The 19,767-nt window shown below is 47.5% G+C and carries 13 protein-coding genes and 5 pseudogenes; 3 read left to right on the forward strand and 15 right to left on the reverse strand.

Features of this window, described 5'->3' with window-relative positions; genetic code table 11:
• Positions 1 to 161 precede the first annotated feature (161 nt).
• Both IPG22_07015 and IPG22_07020 read left to right on the forward strand, forming a co-directional pair.
• A pseudogene (locus IPG22_07015) lies at positions 162 to 290 on the forward strand (family 16 glycosylhydrolase).
• Complete coding sequence (locus IPG22_07020; GenBank protein MBK6588032.1) at positions 274 to 624, forward strand: family 16 glycosylhydrolase; 351 nt, start codon at positions 274 to 276, stop codon at positions 622 to 624. Before IPG22_07015 ends, IPG22_07020 begins: the two are co-directional and overlap by 17 nt.
• Here IPG22_07020 and IPG22_07025 read toward each other — a convergent pair.
• From IPG22_07025 to IPG22_07070, 10 genes and pseudogenes are all read right to left on the reverse strand, one after another.
• Positions 530 to 2,491, reverse strand: a complete 1,962-nt coding sequence (locus tag IPG22_07025) for a hypothetical protein (GenBank protein ID MBK6588033.1) — start codon at positions 2,489 to 2,491, stop codon at positions 530 to 532. The two genes, IPG22_07020 and IPG22_07025, sit on opposite strands and share 95 nt — an antisense overlap.
• 25 nt (positions 2,492 to 2,516) lie before the next feature.
• Positions 2,517 to 4,770, reverse strand: a pseudogene (locus tag IPG22_07030) (glycoside hydrolase family 3 C-terminal domain-containing protein).
• Positions 4,771 to 4,775: 5 nt separating this feature from the next.
• Positions 4,776 to 6,230 carry a glycoside hydrolase family 30 protein gene (locus IPG22_07035; GenBank protein ID MBK6588034.1) on the reverse strand — a complete coding sequence of 485 codons (1,455 nt, stop codon included), beginning with the start codon at positions 6,228 to 6,230 and terminating at the stop codon, positions 4,776 to 4,778.
• Between the two features lie 272 nt (positions 6,231 to 6,502).
• Positions 6,503 to 6,916, reverse strand: coding sequence for an SGNH/GDSL hydrolase family protein (locus tag IPG22_07040; protein MBK6588035.1), 414 nt, complete (start codon positions 6,914 to 6,916; stop codon positions 6,503 to 6,505).
• A gap of 167 nt (positions 6,917 to 7,083) precedes the next feature.
• Positions 7,084 to 7,995 (reverse strand): DUF5110 domain-containing protein, encoded by a 912-nt coding sequence (locus tag IPG22_07045; protein MBK6588036.1) that lies wholly within the window; start codon positions 7,993 to 7,995, stop codon positions 7,084 to 7,086.
• A gap of 397 nt (positions 7,996 to 8,392) precedes the next feature.
• Positions 8,393 to 8,866 (reverse strand): hypothetical protein, encoded by a 474-nt coding sequence (locus IPG22_07050; GenBank protein MBK6588037.1) that lies wholly within the window; start codon positions 8,864 to 8,866, stop codon positions 8,393 to 8,395.
• Positions 8,867 to 8,968: 102 nt separating this feature from the next.
• Complete coding sequence (locus IPG22_07055) at positions 8,969 to 9,808, reverse strand: hypothetical protein (GenBank protein ID MBK6588038.1); 840 nt, start codon at positions 9,806 to 9,808, stop codon at positions 8,969 to 8,971.
• A gap of 56 nt (positions 9,809 to 9,864) precedes the next feature.
• A complete protein-coding gene (locus IPG22_07060) occupies positions 9,865 to 10,152 on the reverse strand; it encodes a hypothetical protein (protein MBK6588039.1) in 288 nt (95 codons plus the stop codon).
• Between the two features lie 266 nt (positions 10,153 to 10,418).
• The gene (locus tag IPG22_07065; protein ID MBK6588040.1) at positions 10,419 to 11,537 is read right to left on the reverse strand and encodes a hypothetical protein; all 1,119 of its coding nucleotides are present in this window, start codon (positions 11,535 to 11,537) and stop codon (positions 10,419 to 10,421) included.
• Between the two features lie 13 nt (positions 11,538 to 11,550).
• Entirely contained in the window at positions 11,551 to 12,567 is a 1,017-nt protein-coding gene (locus IPG22_07070) for a TonB-dependent receptor (GenBank protein ID MBK6588041.1), read from the reverse strand.
• Between the two features lie 700 nt (positions 12,568 to 13,267).
• Between IPG22_07070 and IPG22_07075 the strand changes: the two are divergent.
• A pseudogene (locus tag IPG22_07075) lies at positions 13,268 to 14,317 on the forward strand (LacI family DNA-binding transcriptional regulator).
• 48 nt (positions 14,318 to 14,365) lie between these two features.
• On the opposite strand, the pseudogene IPG22_07080 reads toward IPG22_07075, so the two are convergent.
• The 5 genes and pseudogenes from IPG22_07080 to IPG22_07100 all read right to left on the reverse strand — a co-directional run bounded on the left by IPG22_07080 (position 14,366) and on the right by IPG22_07100 (position 19,649).
• A pseudogene (locus IPG22_07080) lies at positions 14,366 to 15,590 on the reverse strand (glycoside hydrolase family 5 protein).
• Between the two features lie 32 nt (positions 15,591 to 15,622).
• Complete coding sequence (locus IPG22_07085) at positions 15,623 to 15,991, reverse strand: glycoside hydrolase family 92 protein (protein MBK6588042.1); 369 nt, start codon at positions 15,989 to 15,991, stop codon at positions 15,623 to 15,625.
• An 88-nt stretch (positions 15,992 to 16,079) separates the two neighbouring features.
• The gene (locus IPG22_07090; GenBank protein MBK6588043.1) at positions 16,080 to 17,456 is read right to left on the reverse strand and encodes a GH92 family glycosyl hydrolase; all 1,377 of its coding nucleotides are present in this window, start codon (positions 17,454 to 17,456) and stop codon (positions 16,080 to 16,082) included.
• On the reverse strand, positions 17,416 to 17,784 hold the full coding sequence (locus IPG22_07095) for a hypothetical protein (protein ID MBK6588044.1): 369 nt from the start codon (positions 17,782 to 17,784) through the stop codon (positions 17,416 to 17,418). The genes IPG22_07090 and IPG22_07095 overlap by 41 nt, the downstream gene beginning before the upstream one ends.
• A gap of 702 nt (positions 17,785 to 18,486) precedes the next feature.
• Positions 18,487 to 19,649 (reverse strand): annotated as a pseudogene (locus IPG22_07100) (NAD(P)/FAD-dependent oxidoreductase).
• Positions 19,650 to 19,767 lie beyond the last annotated feature (118 nt).

Below are 19,767 nucleotides of genomic sequence, written 5' to 3' on the forward strand. Positions count from 1 at the left end.
CGTGAGAAGTTTAAGAACGCCGCCTTTAAGTCGGTGGCGGAAAAGGATTCGCGAACCCAACGTGAGTTTGCCGAATATACTTCCGCAAGCTTAACTACGAGAAACCTCGCTGAATGGAAATATGGAAAGATCGACGTGCGTGCTAAGTTGCCTAGAGAGTCGGTGCGTGGTCTGCCATTTGGATGCTCGGTGCGAGGTGGGACGAAGTTGGATGGCCCGCCTGTGGTGAAATCGACATAATGGAAAATGTCGGTTTTGACGAAAATGTGATCCATGGCACGGTGCGCTAAGGCCTACAACCATATGATCGGTGCCCAGAAAGGTAAGAAGATCACAGTCAATGACGTTTACGGAAAATACCATATCTATTCGATCGAATGGACATCCGAAAAAGTTGATTTTATGGTTGACGGAGTGATTTACAATACTGTCGTTAATGATAATAAGACGACTGCAGAATGGCCGTTCGACCAGAACTTTCACCTAAAGATCAACAATGCTCAGGGTCTATCAGGTGAAATAAGGCGGTCTATTTCGGCACAACGAGTCGGTACTTCTCTGCGGTCGTTAACGTCTTCCAGTCATCCGTTCGAAACGGAACGGCAGGAAATCCTTCCTTATTAAATAGATTGTTAGCAGATGCATCCCCGATCCAGCCAAATCGCACAGCGACAGGAGCCGCAACGTCAGGACTCGAAACGACTATAGTATTTCCGACGACCTTACCGGTTGCTGGAAAAAATCTCTGATCGCTTCCAGCTATCTCAACGCCTTTTACGATCTCGCTACCGTCGCTTGTCGCAAGTCCGGCAGCCACGTTGTCGAATGTGACGATAATAACCTTGCCAACGATCTTCATCGAACGGTACGATGGCCCGGTATCCAGCATGGGGTGTTTATACGTCCTATTCAATGCCAGCTTAGCCAATCTGGCGCCGACCGTTTGCTTGTTCGTCGGGTGAATGTCCTTCGGGTTTCCCACGTCTGTCGTGACCGCCATTCCGGTAAATGGAACGCTTAGTGTGAGCGTTTGAGCCTCTCTTAATTCAGCCCAGGCGGAACCTCTGTTGCTGTCACCATCAGTCTTGAAAGTCGCAAGCTGGACAAAGTAGAACGGAAGCTTTGGTTTGCCGGTCTTCGTCCGCCAATCATTGATCAGGAGCGGAAATGCTTTGCGGTACTGATACGCTCTTCCGGCGTTGGATTCGCCCTGATACCAGATTACGCCGCGGAATGCATAGTTGATCAAAGGGCTTACCATCCCGGTGTACGCAGGCGAAGGCAGGTCGTTCACACCGGTCGCGGTTAAAACGCTTTCGACCATAAACTTCCACTTACCTGCGAGCGAGATCTGCTCGTTCCCCAAAACCAGTTTCAGGTCGGATGCGTCGCCATAAATTCCGCCGCCGCCGCCCGTATCAACTACTTTTACGGCAATTACGTTAGTACCTTCGTTGAGTACTCCCGCAGGTACCTCGTATCTACGGCGAGCATCCCATTGGTTTGTCTTTCCTATCTCGACACCGTTAATGTACGTTACGTCGTTATCATCGATCTTAGCTAATTCGAGTGAGGCGTTCCGACTAATTTGCCCTCTGGTGAGGTCGATCGTTTTGCGAAGCCACACTACACCATCCATCTCTCCCAAGCTTTGTGATTCCCAAAGGCCCGGAACAATGAGCTCTTGAAGGCGTGCGTCATCAAACCCTACTTTCTTTAAGGCTTCCGGATCGACAGCCCCGACTGCAAGGCCCTGAACCGACGCAACCTTTTTCTCCAACGCGATAACACGACCTTTCGATAATGCATCTAGGTCAGTTTTCGGCATGCCGTTGATCATCTCGCGAAACTCATCGCTCGATTCAAAACCCTCACGGCTTATCCATGTCTCGATATTTGTTCCGCCCCATGAAGCATTTATTAATCCTACAGGTACCCCGAGTTTGTGCTGGATCTCTTTTGCAAAAAAGTAACCTACGCCGGAAAATTCTCCAGTATTTCTTGGCTCACTTCGTTTCCAAACTCCACCGCCTATCTCGTCCTGTGGCAGCCCGCTGATCGTTTTTGAGACCTTGAGATGGCGAATGCTCGGGTTTGAGCTTGAGGCGATCTCTTGCGCAGCATTCGTCGATTGGCCCACGGTCCATTCCATGTTCGACTGACCGGAACAAAGCCATACTTCGCCAATAAGAATGTCTTTGAGGGTGACCGTGTTGGATGCCCGGACTGTCAGTTCAAAGGGCCCGCCGGCCTTTTCCGGCTTGAGGCGGATCGACCATTTACCATTCGAATCAGAGATCACCGTAACTTTCTGCTTATTTAGGCTGACCGTGACGTTTTCGCCAGGATCGGCGTGGGCCCAGATAGGAATCACAGCATCACGCTGCAGTACCGCTCCTTCCGAGAATATTCTCGGTAGCGTGACATTTGCATCGGCTAAACCGCAAGATGCGAGAACAATAAAGAATGCTCCAACTCTCGAGAATTTCATCTTTCCTTTCCCAACCTTATTTCTGTTATTTCAATAGTTCAAAACTGTCTCTCAATCGAGTATCTGTGGACGATGAACCGATCATCAGTTCAAAATCCCCGGGCTCGGCGATCCAGTTGAGCTCGCGGTCATAGAACGAAAGCTTTTCCCGGTCGATAACAAATCTCACCGTTCTGGTATCGCCGGGAGCAAGCATGATCTTCTGGAAATCCTTGAGTTCCGTTACCGGACGGACAAGGGAGGCAACCCTGTCGCGGAGGTATAACTGTACGATCTCCTCGCCTGCGACTTTCCCGGTATTTTTTTTAAATTCAAAGAGACAGTCAGCTTTTTGATTGCCACTTAGTTTCTTTTTTGTCGAGCGTGAGATCGCTGTATTGGAAGGTTGTGTAGCTCAGTCCAAACCCGAATGAGTATCTGGGACTGTTCAGCAGATCTGTATATGCAGAAACGTAATTATGAGCCCTTTCGTCCCTTGCCGGCCGGCCGGTGTTGAAGTGGTTGTAGTAGATCGGTATCTGGCCTTCACTTCGCGGAAAGGTCATCGGCAGTTTGGCCGAAGGATTGTAGTCTCCAAAGAGAACATCCGCAATCGCATTTCCGGCTTCCGAACCAAGCCACCAGGTATAGAGTATCGCGTCCGCATTGTCGGCCGTCCAATCAAAAACAAGCGGGCGTCCGGCATTTATCAGCACGACAACGGGTTTCCCGGTCGCCTTGATTGCCTTCACGAGATCCTCCTGAACTCCGGACATGTGTATGTTACTGCGGCTTTTGGCTTCACCGCTCATATTCCAGGCTTCGCCGACGCTTAGTATCACCACGTCTGCCTGTTTCGCTGTTTCGACCGCCTCAGCAAAGCCGTCGGTTCTTGTGCCGTCGACATCGCAGCCCTTAGCATAGAGTAATTTTGTGTCGTTTCCGAGCCTGTTTTTCACGCCGTCCCATTGAGTTGTGATGAGCTTAGAATAGTCTACCCACGGAAGTTCGACTGACCAAAAACCGTGGTTGTCCTTCACCGATTTCACCATCGGACCTATGAACGCGATCGTCTTCAGATTCTTTGAAAGCGGAAGGGTATTACGATCGTTCTTTAGCAGAACAATGCTTTTTTTAGCAACATCGCGGCTTGCGGCGAGATGATCTGGATCGTTAAGTTCTTTCTGTTCGCGTTCGGGATTCGAGTATTTATATGGATCTTCAAAAAGGCCCAGCTCGAATTTCTTTCGAAGAATTCGACTTACGGCATCATCGATCAAATCCATCGATACCTTTCCTTCTTTTACCAACCCCACGAGATTGTTGCGATATGAGTCGCTTTCCATGTCCATATCGCTTCCTGCATCTATAGCAGCGAGAGCTGCTGCCTTTCCGTCTTTCACATAGCCGTGATTGATCATCTCGCCGATCGAGCCCCAATCGCTGACGACAAAGCCCTGAAAATTCCATTTACCTTTCAATATGTCGCGCTGAAGATAGGAATTTCCGGTTGCCGGAATTCCGTTGACATCATTGAAGGAATTCATAAATGTCGCGACCCCTGCCTCATTCGCGGCCTTAAATGGCCTCAAATACGTTTCCCCACAATTGTCGCTCGCTCATGTCAACAGAGTTATAGTCACGTCCGCCAACTGCTGCTCCATAGGCGGCAAAATGTTTAGCGCACGCCATCAGGGAATCTATGTCTCCCAAACGATTGCCCTGAAAACCTTTGACTCGAGCCGCCGCTATCAGCGAACCAAGATACGGATCTTCACCAGCACCTTCCATTACCGCCCCCAACGGGGGTCACGCCCGATATCGACCATAGGAGCAAATGTCCAGTGAATACCGCTCGCGGACGCCTCAGTGGCGGAGATACGAGCAGAAAGTTTGATAGCGTCAAGATCCCAGCTGGCGGCCTCTGCAAGCGGAATCGGGAAGGTTGTTTTGTAGCCGTGGATCACGTCCTGGGCAAACAGCAGCGGGATCTTCAATCGCGATTGCATCGCAACCTCTTGATACTCGCGCGTGTATCTGGTGCCCAGAACGTTTAGCATCGAGCCGATCTTTCCGCTCCTGATCGCTTCGCGATGGTCGCCCTTGAACGTGATCGGCCCCGTTGCCTGCCGATCGCCGGAATATTGGGTAAGCTGCCCGACCTTTTCTTCGAGAGTCATTTGCTTGAGCAGCTTCTTTACCCGCTGATCGATATTGCCAGGCTGAGCGGATGCCGCTATAGCCGAAAACAAGAATGCGAAAAGACAAAGTGTGATGGACGCGAATTTGATATTGCTCATAACGGCTAAAAAACGAGTGTCTGAATCGCCCTCGGAAGAATGCTCAACTCCGCTGCCTGGGTGCCCACGCTGACGCTGTATTTGACGGGTTCGTTGGATTGATTCATTACGATCGTCACAACTTTGCCGTCCGGGTTCAAGAACGACGTTGTCAAAAGCTGGCTGCGGCTTGCCACGCTGTTCACGCGTTTCGCTCCAACAGCAATGAATGTAGAAAAATGGCCAATGAAATAGTAAGAAGGTGTGTAGATCAGCTCACCGGTTCGAGTATCAGCGTGGATCGGTGCAAAACAGAAGTTCGATATGTGATTTGGGCCGCCGGTTTGATCAAGGAGAATGTTCCAATCCGTCCAGCCAACGGCCCCGTTATTGAAATCGTTGATCATCGAACGACCGTAGCGTTCGCCATTTGCCCAATTTTGATACTTCGCAGCGTCAAACTTTTCTACCGAACCTTCAGTAAAGATCAGATTCTTGTCAGGGTACGTCGCGTTTACGATGCCGACGTTGTCAAACATTTGCTGGCCGCCACTCCAGTTCTCGTACCAATGAAAACCTATTCCCCAGACATATTTCGCTGCTCGGGGATCGCCAAGAATCGTGTCAACGCGCTGCGTGATGAGGTCACGGTTGTGATCCCAAACGATGATCTTCTTACCGCCTAACCCAGCCTTGGCCAGAGTTGGCCCAAGGTTATTTTTTAGGAAGTCGCGTTCGTCCTCAGCGGTAAAAATGCATGATTCCCAACGCTGCGTCGCCATCGGTTCGTTTTGAATTGTGAGGCCCCAGACAGGAATTCCCTCCTTCTCATAAGCTTTGACGAAATTCACGAAGTAGTTCGCCCACGGCTGGTAAAACTCAGGCAGCAGCTTTCCGCCGTGGAGAATGTCGTTGTTGCTCTTCATGAATGCCGGTGGACTCCACGGACTCGCGTACAGCGTCAGACGACCGCCGGCCGCTTCCATAGCCCGTTTGATCATCGGAATACGGAACTGTTTGTCGTGGTCGATGCTAAAGCTTTTAAGCTCGCGGTCGCCTTCCGTTACGTAGGTGTAACTGCCGCTGCTGAAATCGCAGCTATGAATATTGGTACGGGCAAGTGTGTAGCCGATCCCATCAGTCTTGCTGTAGTAAGCCTTAAGAAATTCCCGTTGCTTTGCCGGCGAAAGCTTGGCGAAAACTTCGGCACTCGCATCCGTAATCGCTCCGCCAATGCCAAGAAACGTTTGGAATCTTTTGTTAGGGTTAACAAAAACACTGATCTCGCCCTCGGTTGGCTGCCGTTTTTCAACAAACTTGACTTCGCCGGTTTTCGTCAGGCGAAACTCGGTCGAATCCGCTGAACTGTAAACAGCAACGGTACGGCCGACAGTCGAAAAAGGTCGGGTAGCTCTCTGTTTTTGTCCAAAAACATTTACGGAAACGATCAGGGCAAGAACGAGTAGAGTGAATTTTTTCATTATTTTCCCTAGAGATACTCCACGGCCTAAACACCATCGAACCCTGCCAGTAGCTGTTTGGTGACTGGTTCAATGCAAATCGAATATGCTCTATCCGGTACCGTCTCCTGCGAACGTCCAGACTTCTCAGCGATCAGCACTTAAGATTGCTCCTGCAATAAATGCGGCTTGTAACTGAGCATATTCCGGCTTGTAATGAACGTGATCCGCAAAAGCGTCCAGCGGAAATGTTCGGCTGAACGCATTTAGATCAATTACCGGGATTTTCTTTTTTATAAAATAACCTTTGGCCGCTTCGTTATAGGCATCTGAATCTTTCGTGTAGCGAAAAAACCGACGTTTTTAGTATTGTGAATCTCCTGATTAACCGGCGTGGATGTGATCCATACCAGTTTCAATTTCATCTTTTCAGCGAGCTCGAAAATCTCTTTCAGATTAGCTTTATATTCGTCGAGTTCGATGGCTTTTTCGCCTGTTTTGCGGTCGGTCTTAATATCGTGCAAACCGCAATTAACGAGCAAAATATCGGGTTTGAAATTCTTATCTTTCTGCAAAGATTTCAAATATTCAACCACCATTCGAGAATCGCCGCCATTGGCTCCGACGGGTTTGTTCAAATCCTGCATCGCTTCGCCGTTGTCGCGTTTGCGGTTATAATCGAACTTGCCTGCGATAAAATTTTTCAAAAACGGTCCATATTGAATAGAAATACTGTCACCGATGACGAAAACCTTCTTTTTCGTCTGGGCTGAAGAAGAACCAAACAGACAACGTTTTACAACGTTTGCTGGCTGCGAAAAGACAACGCAGCAACTCGCCAAAATAAATAGAATCGGTACAACCTTTACTCGCATTATTTTTCGATACGTAGCTTCCAACCAGCCGTTTTCCGCGACTTGAATACCGGAAGCATAGTCATTCCTTGGGCCGACTTAGAATTGAATTTTTTGCCGTTCAAAAAAATAGCCTTTGCTTTCTCGATTCCGTGAATATTTATTTGCCAGCTTCGGGAATTACTCATTTTGCTAAAGGAGCCTTGCGTCGGCTTTGCTTCGATACTAATCTCCGAACCCGATATTTTCTGCTCCAGTATGGTTTTTGCGTATACTCCTTCTAAATAATCATTGCTTTTTCCATCGTCTTCGATTAGTTCAAAATCACCGTCCGCACCGGCGTAAACGTGGATCTCCAAAAGATCGTTCGTCCCTTTTTTCGATCGATCGGGCGTATTTTCGTTTCGGAATAATCGCCCCTGCTTTATGAAGAGGGGAATTTTTTCAATCGGAGAATCAGCGTTGATTGTTTGCCCGCCGCTGTAAACCTTGCCTGTCCAGTGATCGAACCAATTTGCACCGGGCGGCAAATCAACTTTTGTTTGCACCGCACCCTGCATGTAAACCGGAGCGACGAGAATTTCTTCGCCGAAAAGATACTGACTCGTGTTGTTTTCAAACGGACGAATCGTGTTCACGCCTTCGAGACGCGACTTATGGGCATAAGTGTAAATGTATGGGAAGAGTTCCATCTTGAGATGGGCGTAATCTCGAAATAGTTTGTCTGCCCGATCAGACACTTTGAAAGCAATATTTCCGGTCGGATTTTCAGGCTGTGAAAATGGCGTTGTCAGCGGGACGAACATCGCAAACTGTAGCCATCGGATATAAAGCTCTTCGTCAACAAATCCATCCGTGCTGACCGCGAATCCGCCCATATCCTGCGAAAGAAATGGAATTTTATAGAAATGCTTTTTGGTGTCCAAGTACATTTCAATATTCTCCTTAAAGCCAACGCTCGGCAGCCACGGCGAAAATTGACGCGTATGAGTTTTCGCAGACCCATCAGACCGCGTGTCATCTGTCCATTTCCCGGGATAGCGCTTGTATTCTTCGTTGTTTTACGCCGTGGCTGTGCGAAAGGATAAACCCACGTCCCTTGGTTTCCTTGCCTAATTCCTGCGTCATTTCAAACATTGCCTGACAGACCTGGACCTCGTCGGTCTTATCAAGCTGATAAAGTCCAACCCTTTATCAAAGAAGGGTTTCATTCTCTGTTTGAAATACTTGACCGCCTGCGGGTCCTTGAAATTAATATCCCCGCAGACGGTTCCTGAAACCGGTTTGCTGTTGTCGCCAATTATTGTTGTCCGTGACCCATTGTGCCAGCTATCGGTTCGAAAATACTCCCCTTGAGAAGTAGCCTCTCGACTTGAAATCCTCAAAAGCCTGTTCGTTGCCCGTCTTGAAGATCGCGTCCCAGACCCACATGCCAGATTTGATATTCTCCTTTTCCATGAAAGTCCAGAGCCCTTTCATATCCGGATACGATTCAGTATCGGCAACGAAGTCCATATACTTCTGAGGGCCTTTGCCTTGATTCTTCCAGTCCCATATCCACGAATCGATCCAAAACCCATCGATCGGATAATCACGCTGGATAATCTCTTTTATTAGTGACTTACTTTGCTCTTGATTCGTATAGGCTCCGTAAACAACGCCGAAAGCCCATGATGGCGGCAGAACTACGTTTCGGTCGATAGTGGGCGGTTCCGGATGAAGAGCCAAGGATAGACTCGTCACAGGCGATAAGATCAGCAATGCAAAGATCGAACCAATCCAAAGATAACGAAACATCCTCATATCTCTCCCAATCTTAACTTGGACGCGACTTTCCCCCTTTTCCCTAAGCTTAAAAGAGCGGGTCTCAAATCAAGAAACCCGCTCATTGACCTGCTGCTTTTATTAAAATGAGAATCGAAGCATCCACTGGAGGGTGCGATTCGGCCGCCACCCATTTATTGCCCCGAAGCCAGTCCTATTCGCCTCAGAAGCCTCGTTATTAGCGATCAACGTTGTGCTCCCAAGTGCTGTAAATGTACCCCCTGTATTGATGCTCGATCCTTGCGTATGATTCAGAGCATTAAACGCATCCAAACGTGCCTCAATATTGATCCTCTCGCGAACAAAGAATTTCTTCGACAGTGAAAGATCAAAATTGTTAATCGACGGATCATTTATCTGTAGCTTGCTACGCGGTGTTTCGAGACCGGTGTTTCCAACAGCAGGAGCTTGAAAGGCAGCAATGTTGAATTGCCGATAAAGAGATTTAGTGTCAATTGCCAGCGGATCTCCGACCAGGATACATCGATTAGACTCACCGGAAGACGAACCCGTGATATTGATTGCCGAGACACCGGTGACACTGCACGTAAATTGGCGTGGAGCACCCGACGTAAAGCGATAGATACCGGAAAGCTGCCAACCATTCGTGGCCAACCCGACAAACCGATTCTTGGTTGCGCTCGGTATTTCATAAACCCAATTAACGACGAAATTATGCGTACGGTCAAAGCTCAAACGGCCGTAATTTATATAGTCCTTACCATCAATTCGGGAACCGCTCTGGTCGCCGCTGGTAATACCTAGTGCACGGCTCCACGTGTAATTTGAACTAATGAGAAGCCCTTTTGAGAATCGTCGGTTAGCCGAAATTTGCAGTGAATTGTAATTAGAGTTTTCGCTAAATTCAAAATAGGATATTCCGGCAAAACCGCGATATGGACGATAGAAATCCGTCGGCAACGCATTTGAGCCGTTTGGAACAGCCTGGATGGCTTTTGTCGGATCCTGATTGGCCGCTAAAACGCTGAGCCAAAAGGTGTTTCATTGAGAGCTCGAACGTGCGGCAAATGATGACTTTGCGACCCGACATACGCTACGTCCAGCACAGTATCAAAAAACGGCAGTTTATATTGAATCCCGATATTGTACGAATTGGTTGTCGGAGTTTGAGCATTCGGGTCTATCGCCTTCACACTTTGCGGGGTTCCGTACGAGGTTGCATTTGTCGTTACGTCCCCCAGAAAAGCATTGAATACAGATGAGGTAAAAGTGGTCGGCAGGTTCTGGTTGTAATCGTAAACCAAATTTCCTTGTGCTCGGTCAAAAACATTGCGAAACCACCTCGGATAACCAGATCTTGGTTACCAGTAACGTCAAAGCAAATCCACTCTCGGCGAAAACTGAATACCTTGATCTTTGATCAGTGCTCCATCAACCAAAGAAAGGCCGTTGGCGATGTTCCCCGAACCCGGAACGATTCGACCGACAAATGAACCAAGCAGTGTATTTGCATTTGTTAACGGCACGCCGGAGGCTAGTACACTCGGATCCACTGCCCGATATACCGAGGTTAGGAAACGCCCGAACATGTTGCGGATCCGTTTATGCAAACAGGTCTATATATCCTCGGCGCATTTGCGGCATTCCATTTAGAAACGTCAAAATTAGAGGCTAATCCCGATGTGTCTTTGGTCGGAGCCAACCACGGGAATCTCATTCCATAGTCAAGGGTCAAACGCTTTGCGATCTTCCAGTTGTCCTGGATGAATGGCTCAAAATTGAAATATTTGTAAACGCCGGTCGTCCCGCGGGTGGCCTGGCGGAACTCTTGAAACGTTCCGATCGCGGCATTTGCAAATCCGTTGCCGGTATCAGATGTGTTGTTCGTGGATTCACCAAAATTGATCACCCCATTTTGATCCACGCGATTTGTTTGGTTCTTTGTTCCCCATTCATAATTTATACCGATCTTCGAAACGTGATTGCCCCAAACCTTTGATGCATTTGCGGCAATGTTATCCGTTCGGTAACTGTAGTCCTGAGGGGCTCTTTGGGTTCTATAATTAGGGGTCGAGCCTAGAGCGGATCCAAATGTGAAACTGCTCAAAATATCGTCAACGACGGCACCTTGATAAAGCACTGGCAGATTCTGCAACCCCATTCCGCTCCTTGTATATGCTGGATCGGAAACGCCGCGATACTTCGCATTGTTAAATCCGTATGTAACTTCCAATGCCATCGATGAACTCAACGCACCGCTTAAAGTTGTCGATAGACCATATTTCGGTGTTTCCCGTGACAATCCCCAAACCCCAAGATTGCCGGCGATCATATCAGAATCGCTGAAAAGTCCGGTGTACGGATTTGTGTCAGACGATGCATTGTATAGAAATCTGCCATTTACCCGCCAGGTATCATTTATGTTGTAATCCATACGAACCGTGTCATTGCGGTTATTCGACGTAGATGATACTTGGGTTACATAGTTGTAGTTTTGTGTGCCGGTCGGAGTGTAATTCGGCAGAGGGTAAATCGATAGGATCTTAAGTCCAAGAGCATTTAGCCGATTTGCCGGGATCTTACCAATAATGCCGCCATCCTGAAAACATCCACGGGTGTCCGTCGCACTGCATGGCAAACCAGTTGTCCAATCGCGTATGTATTTTGCCGTTGTGCCCGAGCTGTTCAATGATTGTGAAAAATCACCCGTCCTCTCGGCGCCGTCGGCACTCGCACATTCCTTGCAGTGTTCGGCGTGATGCGGGGGCCCACTCCTCGTTCACGAAGAAGAAGAGTTTTTTCTTTCCGCTCCAAATTGCCGGTCCACTCTCGCCAAACTTCGGGAAATACACCGGTCCGCCGATCGAGAAACCTTTCTGCTTTTGATCCGAGATCGCACGGGCAAGCCCGCTCCGGTTGTTACTGAAACTATTCGCATTCAAACCAGTATGTTGGCGATAGTAGTAAGCAGAACCATGAAAATCATCGCTTCCACTCCGCGTAACTGCGATTATTTGTGCACCCGAGGATCTGCCATATTCTGCCTGATAGGTAGAAGTTAGTATCTTGACCTCGCCGATCGAATCAAGCGGGATGTTGGAACTCGCTCCGTTGTTTCCGGTATCGACCGCAGTAATGCCGTCGATTTGAATATTGTTCGAATTTTGTCGAACGCCGTTTACGCTTATGTTCTGAATATCATTCGTCGAGCCATCCGCAGTCGCCGCAATCACTCCCGGAGCCAAAGTAGCAAGATTCACAAAGCTTCGGTTCTTAACACCCATGTTGCGGACAACCTCACCCTGAATGGCATAGGAGCGCTCAACGCTGTCGGCTTGTACTAGGGTTGCCTCAGCAACTTCGTTTACCGTTTCTGTGGGCGATCCGACTTCCAGGTTGAGATCTCCAAGCGATAATTTATCGGTAGCCACAAGTGTTACGCCCTTCCGCTCTTGTTTCTTGAAGCCAGCTGCTTCAATGACAATCGTGAACGTTCCTGGCTGCACGATCGGAAAAACAAACCGGCCTTCACCATCCGAGGTTGCCGTCAACGTGTAGGTTTTTCCTTCCTCAGTAATTCTCACTATTGCGTTCGCTATCGCAGCTGCCTGCTGGTCTACAATGGTTCCTGAGATCGAGCCACTCGTTGACTGCGCGAATGTAGCACTCGCATAAACCACGAGGATCAAAATGAAAATCTGAAATTTTCTAATGCACATATTTTTGATGGTTACTACTTAAGTTCTTTTCAAAATACGATCTTCTCAGCCTTTCTTCCGACTAAGAATTACCTCAACCCTGTGAATCTGTTATTACCCCACCACTATTGAGCCAACTCAGCCGACGAGTAGAGGCTATTTCTAAAGTGATCTTGGATGATCAAACTCATTTCCTGGCAAGCAACGTTCCACTCAGAGGGGCTTATTTTTTCCAGACGAGGGCGATAAAAATACGCGTCAGCAAGTTCTGATTGCAATGGTTAGCTGAAAATCAGCATCGATGCGTCCCTGACTATCCCCTTCGCACCGTTTCAACAATCCACGTCTGTGCGGGTTCTTCCGCGCCGCCCCCTCCTTAATCGAAAATGGTTTTGACAGCCCAGATCTAGTTGGTATTACCAATTAGATCGCTTTCCTTGTATGAATGCAGACCGTATAAGTTTAGAAGTTTCCTTAGTTCGAAACATTCGCGAGAACACCAAATCGATTTGGCAAATCGTTTTGCTAAATGGTATAACACTGTTCTTGATAAAGGTCAAGACATTGAAGCGTCATCTAAAGATTTTTCTCTCAGTGGCAATATGAGGCTAAGAGAGGGCTCGTCTGCCTTACTTGACCCAAGGTTTGATTGTCTTGCACTGATATTTCTTTGTATGAGACACTTTCGCCAAGAATAGGTTTTGGAACGAAAGTACCCGATATGAAAACAGACCCAAACGGCCGCAGTATCAGCTTGAAACAACTTGCGGAGCATATCGGACTTTCCCCGGGTACGATCTCGGTCGTTCTCAACAACACTACGTGCAGAGATTCCATTCCCACGGAAACAAAAACGCGAATTATCGAAGCGGCAAAAAAGCTTAACTATCGGCCGAACTACTTTGCTCGGTCGTTGCGAGCTAACCAGAGTTTTACGATTGGTGTCATGGTATCGGAGCTCACGGGGGGTTACTGTGCGATCGTGTTGAACGGTATCGAATCCGCCCTCACTAAGAGTGGTTATTTTTACATCGCGACCAGCCATTCTCACCGTAACGATCTTTTGGAACACAACCCCAGAATGCTCATCGAAAGGCAGGTCGACGGAATAATTGCGGTTGATAGTCAGATTAGATTTGACACCGAATTGCCGGTTGTTTCAGTTGCCGGGCACGATGAGATCAAAGGCGTGACCAATGTCGTGCTTAACCATGACAGCGGCTGAACTTGGCCTGGGCGTAGGACATCTTACAATCTGGGACATCGTGAGATCGCGTTCATCAAAGGACAGGATTTCAGCAACGACACGACCGTTCGATGGGATACGATCGTTGAGGCGGCTCGAAGACGCGGAATAAGCGTCCGCAACGAGTTGACCGCTCAGTTGGAAGGCGATATCGGAACACCTGAGATCGGCTACGTCGCCGCAAAGAGGATTCTTGCGAAAGGGAATCATTTTACCGCGCTTTTTGCTTTCAACGATATATCCGCTATCGGAGCCATTCGGGCACTGCAAGAATCCGGCCTGCGCGTTCCGGAGGATGTATCGGTGCTCGGTTTTGACGATATTTACGCCGCCGAATTTCACAACCCGGCCCTGACAACGATCCGCCAGCCACTTTTCGAAATGGGAAAACTTGCCGGCCAGACATTGCTCAAAGCTATTTCCCAAAGTGCCAGGAGTGACGAAATACCCCAGACACTAACGGTCGAACCGGAACTGATTGTGCGCAATTCAACTGCATCAATGGAAAATTCTAATATCATCTGAATCTAAATTAAGCTATACACGGAAAAACTTAGTTCTAGTGTTAAATTATTAAAGTCCAAGAGCCTTAATATAATCTTCATTTATCTTGCAATTTTTCAGTTTAATTCCCTCTAAATAGTCGCGCAGAATCTTTCTTGATTTTTCGATTGGCGGACGATTCGTCCGAACTTCGCCTAACCCGCCTCGTTGAATTGAAGCGAATTTACGATGTCGTCCCAACCTTCAGGTTTGGGGATTGAAGCTATGGTTGCTGCCGCGTTAATGCGTTTATATGTCCAAAAGCACCAGCCCATGCCATTTTGTTCGGCGAGAATTCGATTGTCTCGGATCCATTCGTAAGAATTCTCACCGGTTTCGCCTAACCATACTGGAACATTGAATTTATTGCCAAAATCCTTATACTTTTGAAAATGTTCCTGCTTGGCGGGCGAGCCGTATTTATGCCAGGCATAAGCTAGTTTTGGATCGAAAGGCTTGCCGAAAATATCAAAGTTCGTATTCCATTGAGCACCGCCCAGAATGATGATGTGATTATTGTCCGCTTTTCTGATTGCCGCCGTTATTTCCTTATAGAGCGGTTCGAGCTTTGTATTCAACGCTCCTTTGTCAAAATAGTGAGCAATAGGTTCATTTAGTAATTCGTAGGCTAGAACGATCGGTTCATCTTTATACCTTTTTGCCAGTTTCTCCCAAAGTTTGATAGTTAACTCCTGATTTTCGCGGTTCTCGAAGAGATATGGATATCCAAAACTATCGTCAATATTGTCGCCCGTTTGTCCCCCGGGGCTCCGTGCATATCTAAGATCACATATAGGCCTTCCTGTTTACACCAATCAATAACACGATCTAAGAGAAAGTATCCTTCGCCTTCGAGTTTATTCGGATCGGCGGTAGATACAAACAGGCGATAATTAAAGGCGATGCGAATGTTATTGAAACCCGATTTTTTGAGAAAACGAATGTCTTCCTGAGTTATAAAGTTCTCACGAAATTCTTTCCAGAATTTTTCCGCTTCAACTTCTCCAACTAATTGATTCATCAACATCGAGATATAAAATGGGGAACTCGCATTTTTGAATTCCCACATATACCCTTCCGGAAGCAACCAATTGCCGATCCCCATTCCCTTCAAATTCAGCACTTTGCCGTCCGCGTCAACAAAATTCTTACCACTAACGGAAACGAATCTGGATTTCTTTTGAGCTGGAACGGTGGAAAAAGATAAAAGAACCGTTAGGAAGAGTGCGAAAACTGTCTGTTTGTTTGTTTTCATAAAGCGTGTAGTTCCGATATTCTATCCAGCCTTTATCTACTGCTTGAATTTATCGTTAGTGATCTGTGAGAGACAACGCTGCCGGCCTTCCGGCCATTGATTACGATTTCATTGTCTTTCTTCCCGATCACAAGTTTCTTGCGATTGTAAAAAGCCTGGTTCAGGGAAATTTCTACTCGGTCGAAAACAGGCAGGGCAGTCTGATAATTTGCATTTCCGGGGCAATCTGGATAAATACCCATCATGGCGAAAACCAGCCAGGCGCTCAACGTACCGCAGTCATCGTTCCCCGGCAATCCGTTTGCAGATGTTCCAAAGCTATTGTCTATGTAGTACCTAACCCTATCTCTTGTTCTCCATTCCTCTCCTTGACGTAGTTGAACAACCAAGGATAAGTTCATCAGGTTCATTACTGAGGACAAAGTGCTTTTTCGAAAAACAGGCTTTCAGACCTGCCCGAAAAACATCTCTCGCCGCCCATCATATCTATCAAACCCGGAATATCATGCGGAACGAACCATGAATATTGCCACGAATTTCCTTCAACAAATCCGATGCCGCCACTTGGGGTCCAGCCAAGTTCTCGAGAATCGTCGACCGGGTTAAAATCTTCCAGCCACTTTCCGTTCGCGAGCTTTGGACGAAATAGTTTGAGGCTCGGATCAAAGAAGTTTTTATAGCCCATCGACCGACGGGTAAATTCTGCCGCATTTTTCGGATCACCGAGCGTTGCTGCGATCTGGACGATACAACCGTCGGCAAAGTTGTACCGAGCGATGTACTGACGCTTCCCCAAACATAATCGCCACCTTTGTCATCATTTGGAATGTAGCCATATTTTACGTAGCTGTTGTATCCAGGCCTTACATGATTAACTCCTTCAGTTTTTTTCGCCTGCTCAAGTAGAGCTTTATAGGCGGTTTTAATGTCGAAATTACGAATGCCTTTAGCGTAACTGTCCGCAATTACGATTGCGGCGGGATCGCCAACCATCGTGTAACTTTCACTTGCCCCAACCTCCCACTTAGGCAACTGCCCGCTTTCACGGTACATATCCACCATCGTTTTAAGCATCTCTTCCTGCAACTCCGGATAAACCAAAGTAAGTAGCGGGTGAACTGTTCGATAAGTATCCCAAAGACTAAACACGGTATAGCGATTTCTGCTTTTATAATTGCCGATCCCGCGCTGGTTTCCCATTAGCGGATAATCGCCGTTTACGTCATTAATGTAATTCGGATGCAGCAATATATGGTACAAAGCGGTATAAAATTTGGTCTTGTCGTCGGTAGTTCCACCTGCGACATCGATCTTAGATAGTTTATCTTCCCATTGTTTCTCCACGCTTTCTCGAGTTTTTTGAAAACTCCAGTCAGTTATCTCATGCTCAAGATTCTCCCGCGCATTTTTCTCGCTGACATAACTGATACCGACCTTTACCAGAGCTTTTTTTCGGTTGCCCAAATGTATGGCAGCCCCGATTTTGTTGCCCGCAAGATATTTGACGCCAGGATCCTTTAGGGCATTTCCATCGAAGATCTGCATATCTTCAGCCGGTTCACTGAATCGAACGACAAAATAGAGGGTTCGTTCAGCCGAGCGATTGCAGAATCTTCCTTCTTGCTGATGTCCGGCAATCTCACTTTTGCTGATGATACGAATCGCAGCTCCATCCACTTTGCTTAAATTTCGCCCGAGGTTAATAAGAAGAAAATTACTTTCAGAGTCGAACCGATATTCCTCGATTGACGACCTGACACCTACGGTCGCCTGGAGGGTGATATTCTGATTCACAATGGCGGAATAGAATCCTGGTGAGGCTTTTTCATTGTCGAACGGAACGCCAGAACCTAGCTTCGAGGTCAATTGTTCCGGTTTGCGGAAAGAAGACCAAACTTCCTGAATCAGGGCAACCAACACCGCTTAGATTGGTATGGCTGATACCATAAAATTTCGTCCCGCCGTAGGTGTAACTGACCGCATGATGCGGAGGTTTATTGACGAAGTCGTCATTTTGGGCCCCAACTGAGATCATTCCGAGCGGAGCAACCGCATTCGGATAGGTATTCCCGCTGTTGCTCGTGCCAATAAATGGGTTGACGTACCCGATCAGATCCTTTGCCATCAGCGAGATCTGTAACAGGGTGATCAATGCAGAGATAGTGAAGACCTTTTCTAAGGTTTTAGCCATCATTCTTTTGATCCTTTCTATGGAATTGATCTACTGGCCTTCTCATCGACTGGTAGACATAAGTACTATTTGCTGTGTTAAGTTTTCTATTGAGTCTAGCCTGTTGCCCTATATGACAAGCAGGGTCTGTTTTCGGTCCTTTGATAACCTCACTAAGGCTGAACAAGTTATATGAAGATCTCTAAGATTCTATTTCTACTTATATGCTTCGTTGGCAGCGGAAGCGCTTAAACGAAAAGGAAACTATTGGTAATCGGTGACAGCATTTATATTCGATACGGCCCGTGCTTGAAGAAGTTTATAAACAAGCAAGTATCTAAATGACCGTAAGCGAGATAAGGGCGAAGCGATGCGGAGATGAAGCCCGTTGCAGCCAACGGGCAACTCAAGAATGGTTGTCGTATATTTAGAAACTCGGTAAAAAATAAGTACTTTCGGCTGATATTCTCTCTAAATTGTGGGCAACACGACATTAAGACCGCTTCGAGAAATCGGGGAAAAGGCAATAGATTTGACCGAATACAAGTCTAATCTTTCAAAAATTAGAAGACAGCCCCGAACGATGAATCTTAAATTGATCTGGGTCAATTTCGATAGAAGACCCTGTTCACAACAGTAAGCACGTTGGCTTTTTCGCTATTCTCAGGATGCCGAAGAATATTGGTTAGGCATAGCCGCCGTTGACCAAGCAGTCAATCGACATTCTTAAGCACGGCCTCGAAGCATGCCGTTCCAATAAAGTTGTGGCAAAAGGTACCGCTTGACCAAGTACATCGTATAGCGTTCCTTGTTCTGATCGAATGGAAACGTCTCGTCCGGTTTCAGGTCATATCCGAATTCCGCCATTATCAAGCTGTCGTAACCCGTTACCAAAGGGCACGAAGTGTATCCGTCGTATTTAGCCGAAAGAGCTTCCCCTTTCGCGGCATGCATCACGTTTTCGGCGACGGCGGGGGCCTGTTTGCGGATCGCTGCTCCGGTCTTTGATGTGGGTAAATTGCTGGAATCACCAAGTGCGAAAATGTTTTCAAATTTGCGTGACGTGCGTCTCCTTATCTACGTCGACCCAACCCAGTTCGCTGGCAAGCGGGCTGGCCTTGATGAAATCTGGTGCCGACATTGGCGGTGTCACGTGAATCAGATCGTATTTTTCGATCAACTCCTCACCGGTTTCAACATGAAGAAACACGGCCTCTTTTGACGCTGGCCGGATCTCAGTCAAGTTGAATTTAAACTTCGTCTCGATGCCAGTGTCTGAACAATGTTTGGTCAACGTCGGAGCATAATGCGGCGAGGTAAATATGGTCGGCGTTGTTATGAATTTGATGGTCGCCTTATCCCGGATACCGTTCTTGCGAAAATAGTCTTCAGCAAGATAGGCGATCTTCTGCGGGGCGCCGCCGCACTTAATAGGCGTATTCGGCTGCGTAAAAATAGCATTCCCGCCCTTGAAACCGCGAATGAAGTCCCATGTTTTATTAACGTATTCATAGGAGTAGTTTGAACATACGCCTTCTTTACCTATCGCATCCGGTAGGCCCTTGACCTTGTCCCAATCAAGCTGGATACCGGCCGCAACGACGAGAAGATCATACTCGACCTTTTCGCCGCTGATTGTAACAACGGCATTCTGATCTGGAAGGAACTTCGCGACTTTTTTTTTATCCAGGTTGCTCCCGGGGAACGTAATCTTTTTCAGCTCGTTCGGTTGTTTCTTCGTCACGATGCCGCCAACGAGGGTCCAGAGGTGGTTGATAATAGTGTTTTCGGACGGTTCAATTATCGTTACCCGCATTCCTTTTACAAAGTCGGGCAGCAACGCTTAAGCCAGCAGTTCCTCCGCCAACGATCACAACTTTTTTCGACATCATTCCTCTCCCTCCAAATTTATTCGAGTCTATTACGGATTCTTACTTTGAATTAGCGCAAGCAGTGGCTGAAACTTCCGCTTGCAGTCCCGCTTCCAACCACGCCTTCGTTCCGCCC

The organism is Acidobacteriota bacterium (assembly GCA_016703965.1).
Classification (GTDB): domain Bacteria; phylum Acidobacteriota; class Blastocatellia; order Pyrinomonadales; family Pyrinomonadaceae; genus OLB17.

Excerpts from the sequence above, each read along its gene's own strand:
- IPG22_07020 (MBK6588032.1), top strand. The coding sequence starts at position 274 with ATGGCACGGTGCGCTAAGGCCTACAACCATATGATCGGTGCCCAGAAA.
- IPG22_07025 (MBK6588033.1), bottom strand. The coding sequence starts at position 2,491 with ATGAAATTCTCGAGAGTTGGAGCATTCTTTATTGTTCTCGCATCTTGC.
- IPG22_07035 (MBK6588034.1), bottom strand. The coding sequence starts at position 6,230 with ATGAAAAAATTCACTCTACTCGTTCTTGCCCTGATCGTTTCCGTAAAT.
- IPG22_07045 (MBK6588036.1), bottom strand. The coding sequence starts at position 7,995 with ATGTACTTGGACACCAAAAAGCATTTCTATAAAATTCCATTTCTTTCG.
- IPG22_07050 (MBK6588037.1), bottom strand. The coding sequence starts at position 8,866 with ATGAGGATGTTTCGTTATCTTTGGATTGGTTCGATCTTTGCATTGCTG.
- IPG22_07070 (MBK6588041.1), bottom strand. The coding sequence starts at position 12,567 with ATGTGCATTAGAAAATTTCAGATTTTCATTTTGATCCTCGTGGTTTAT.
- IPG22_07085 (MBK6588042.1), bottom strand. The coding sequence starts at position 15,991 with ATGAACTTATCCTTGGTTGTTCAACTACGTCAAGGAGAGGAATGGAGA.
- IPG22_07095 (MBK6588044.1), bottom strand. The coding sequence starts at position 17,784 with ATGATGGCTAAAACCTTAGAAAAGGTCTTCACTATCTCTGCATTGATC.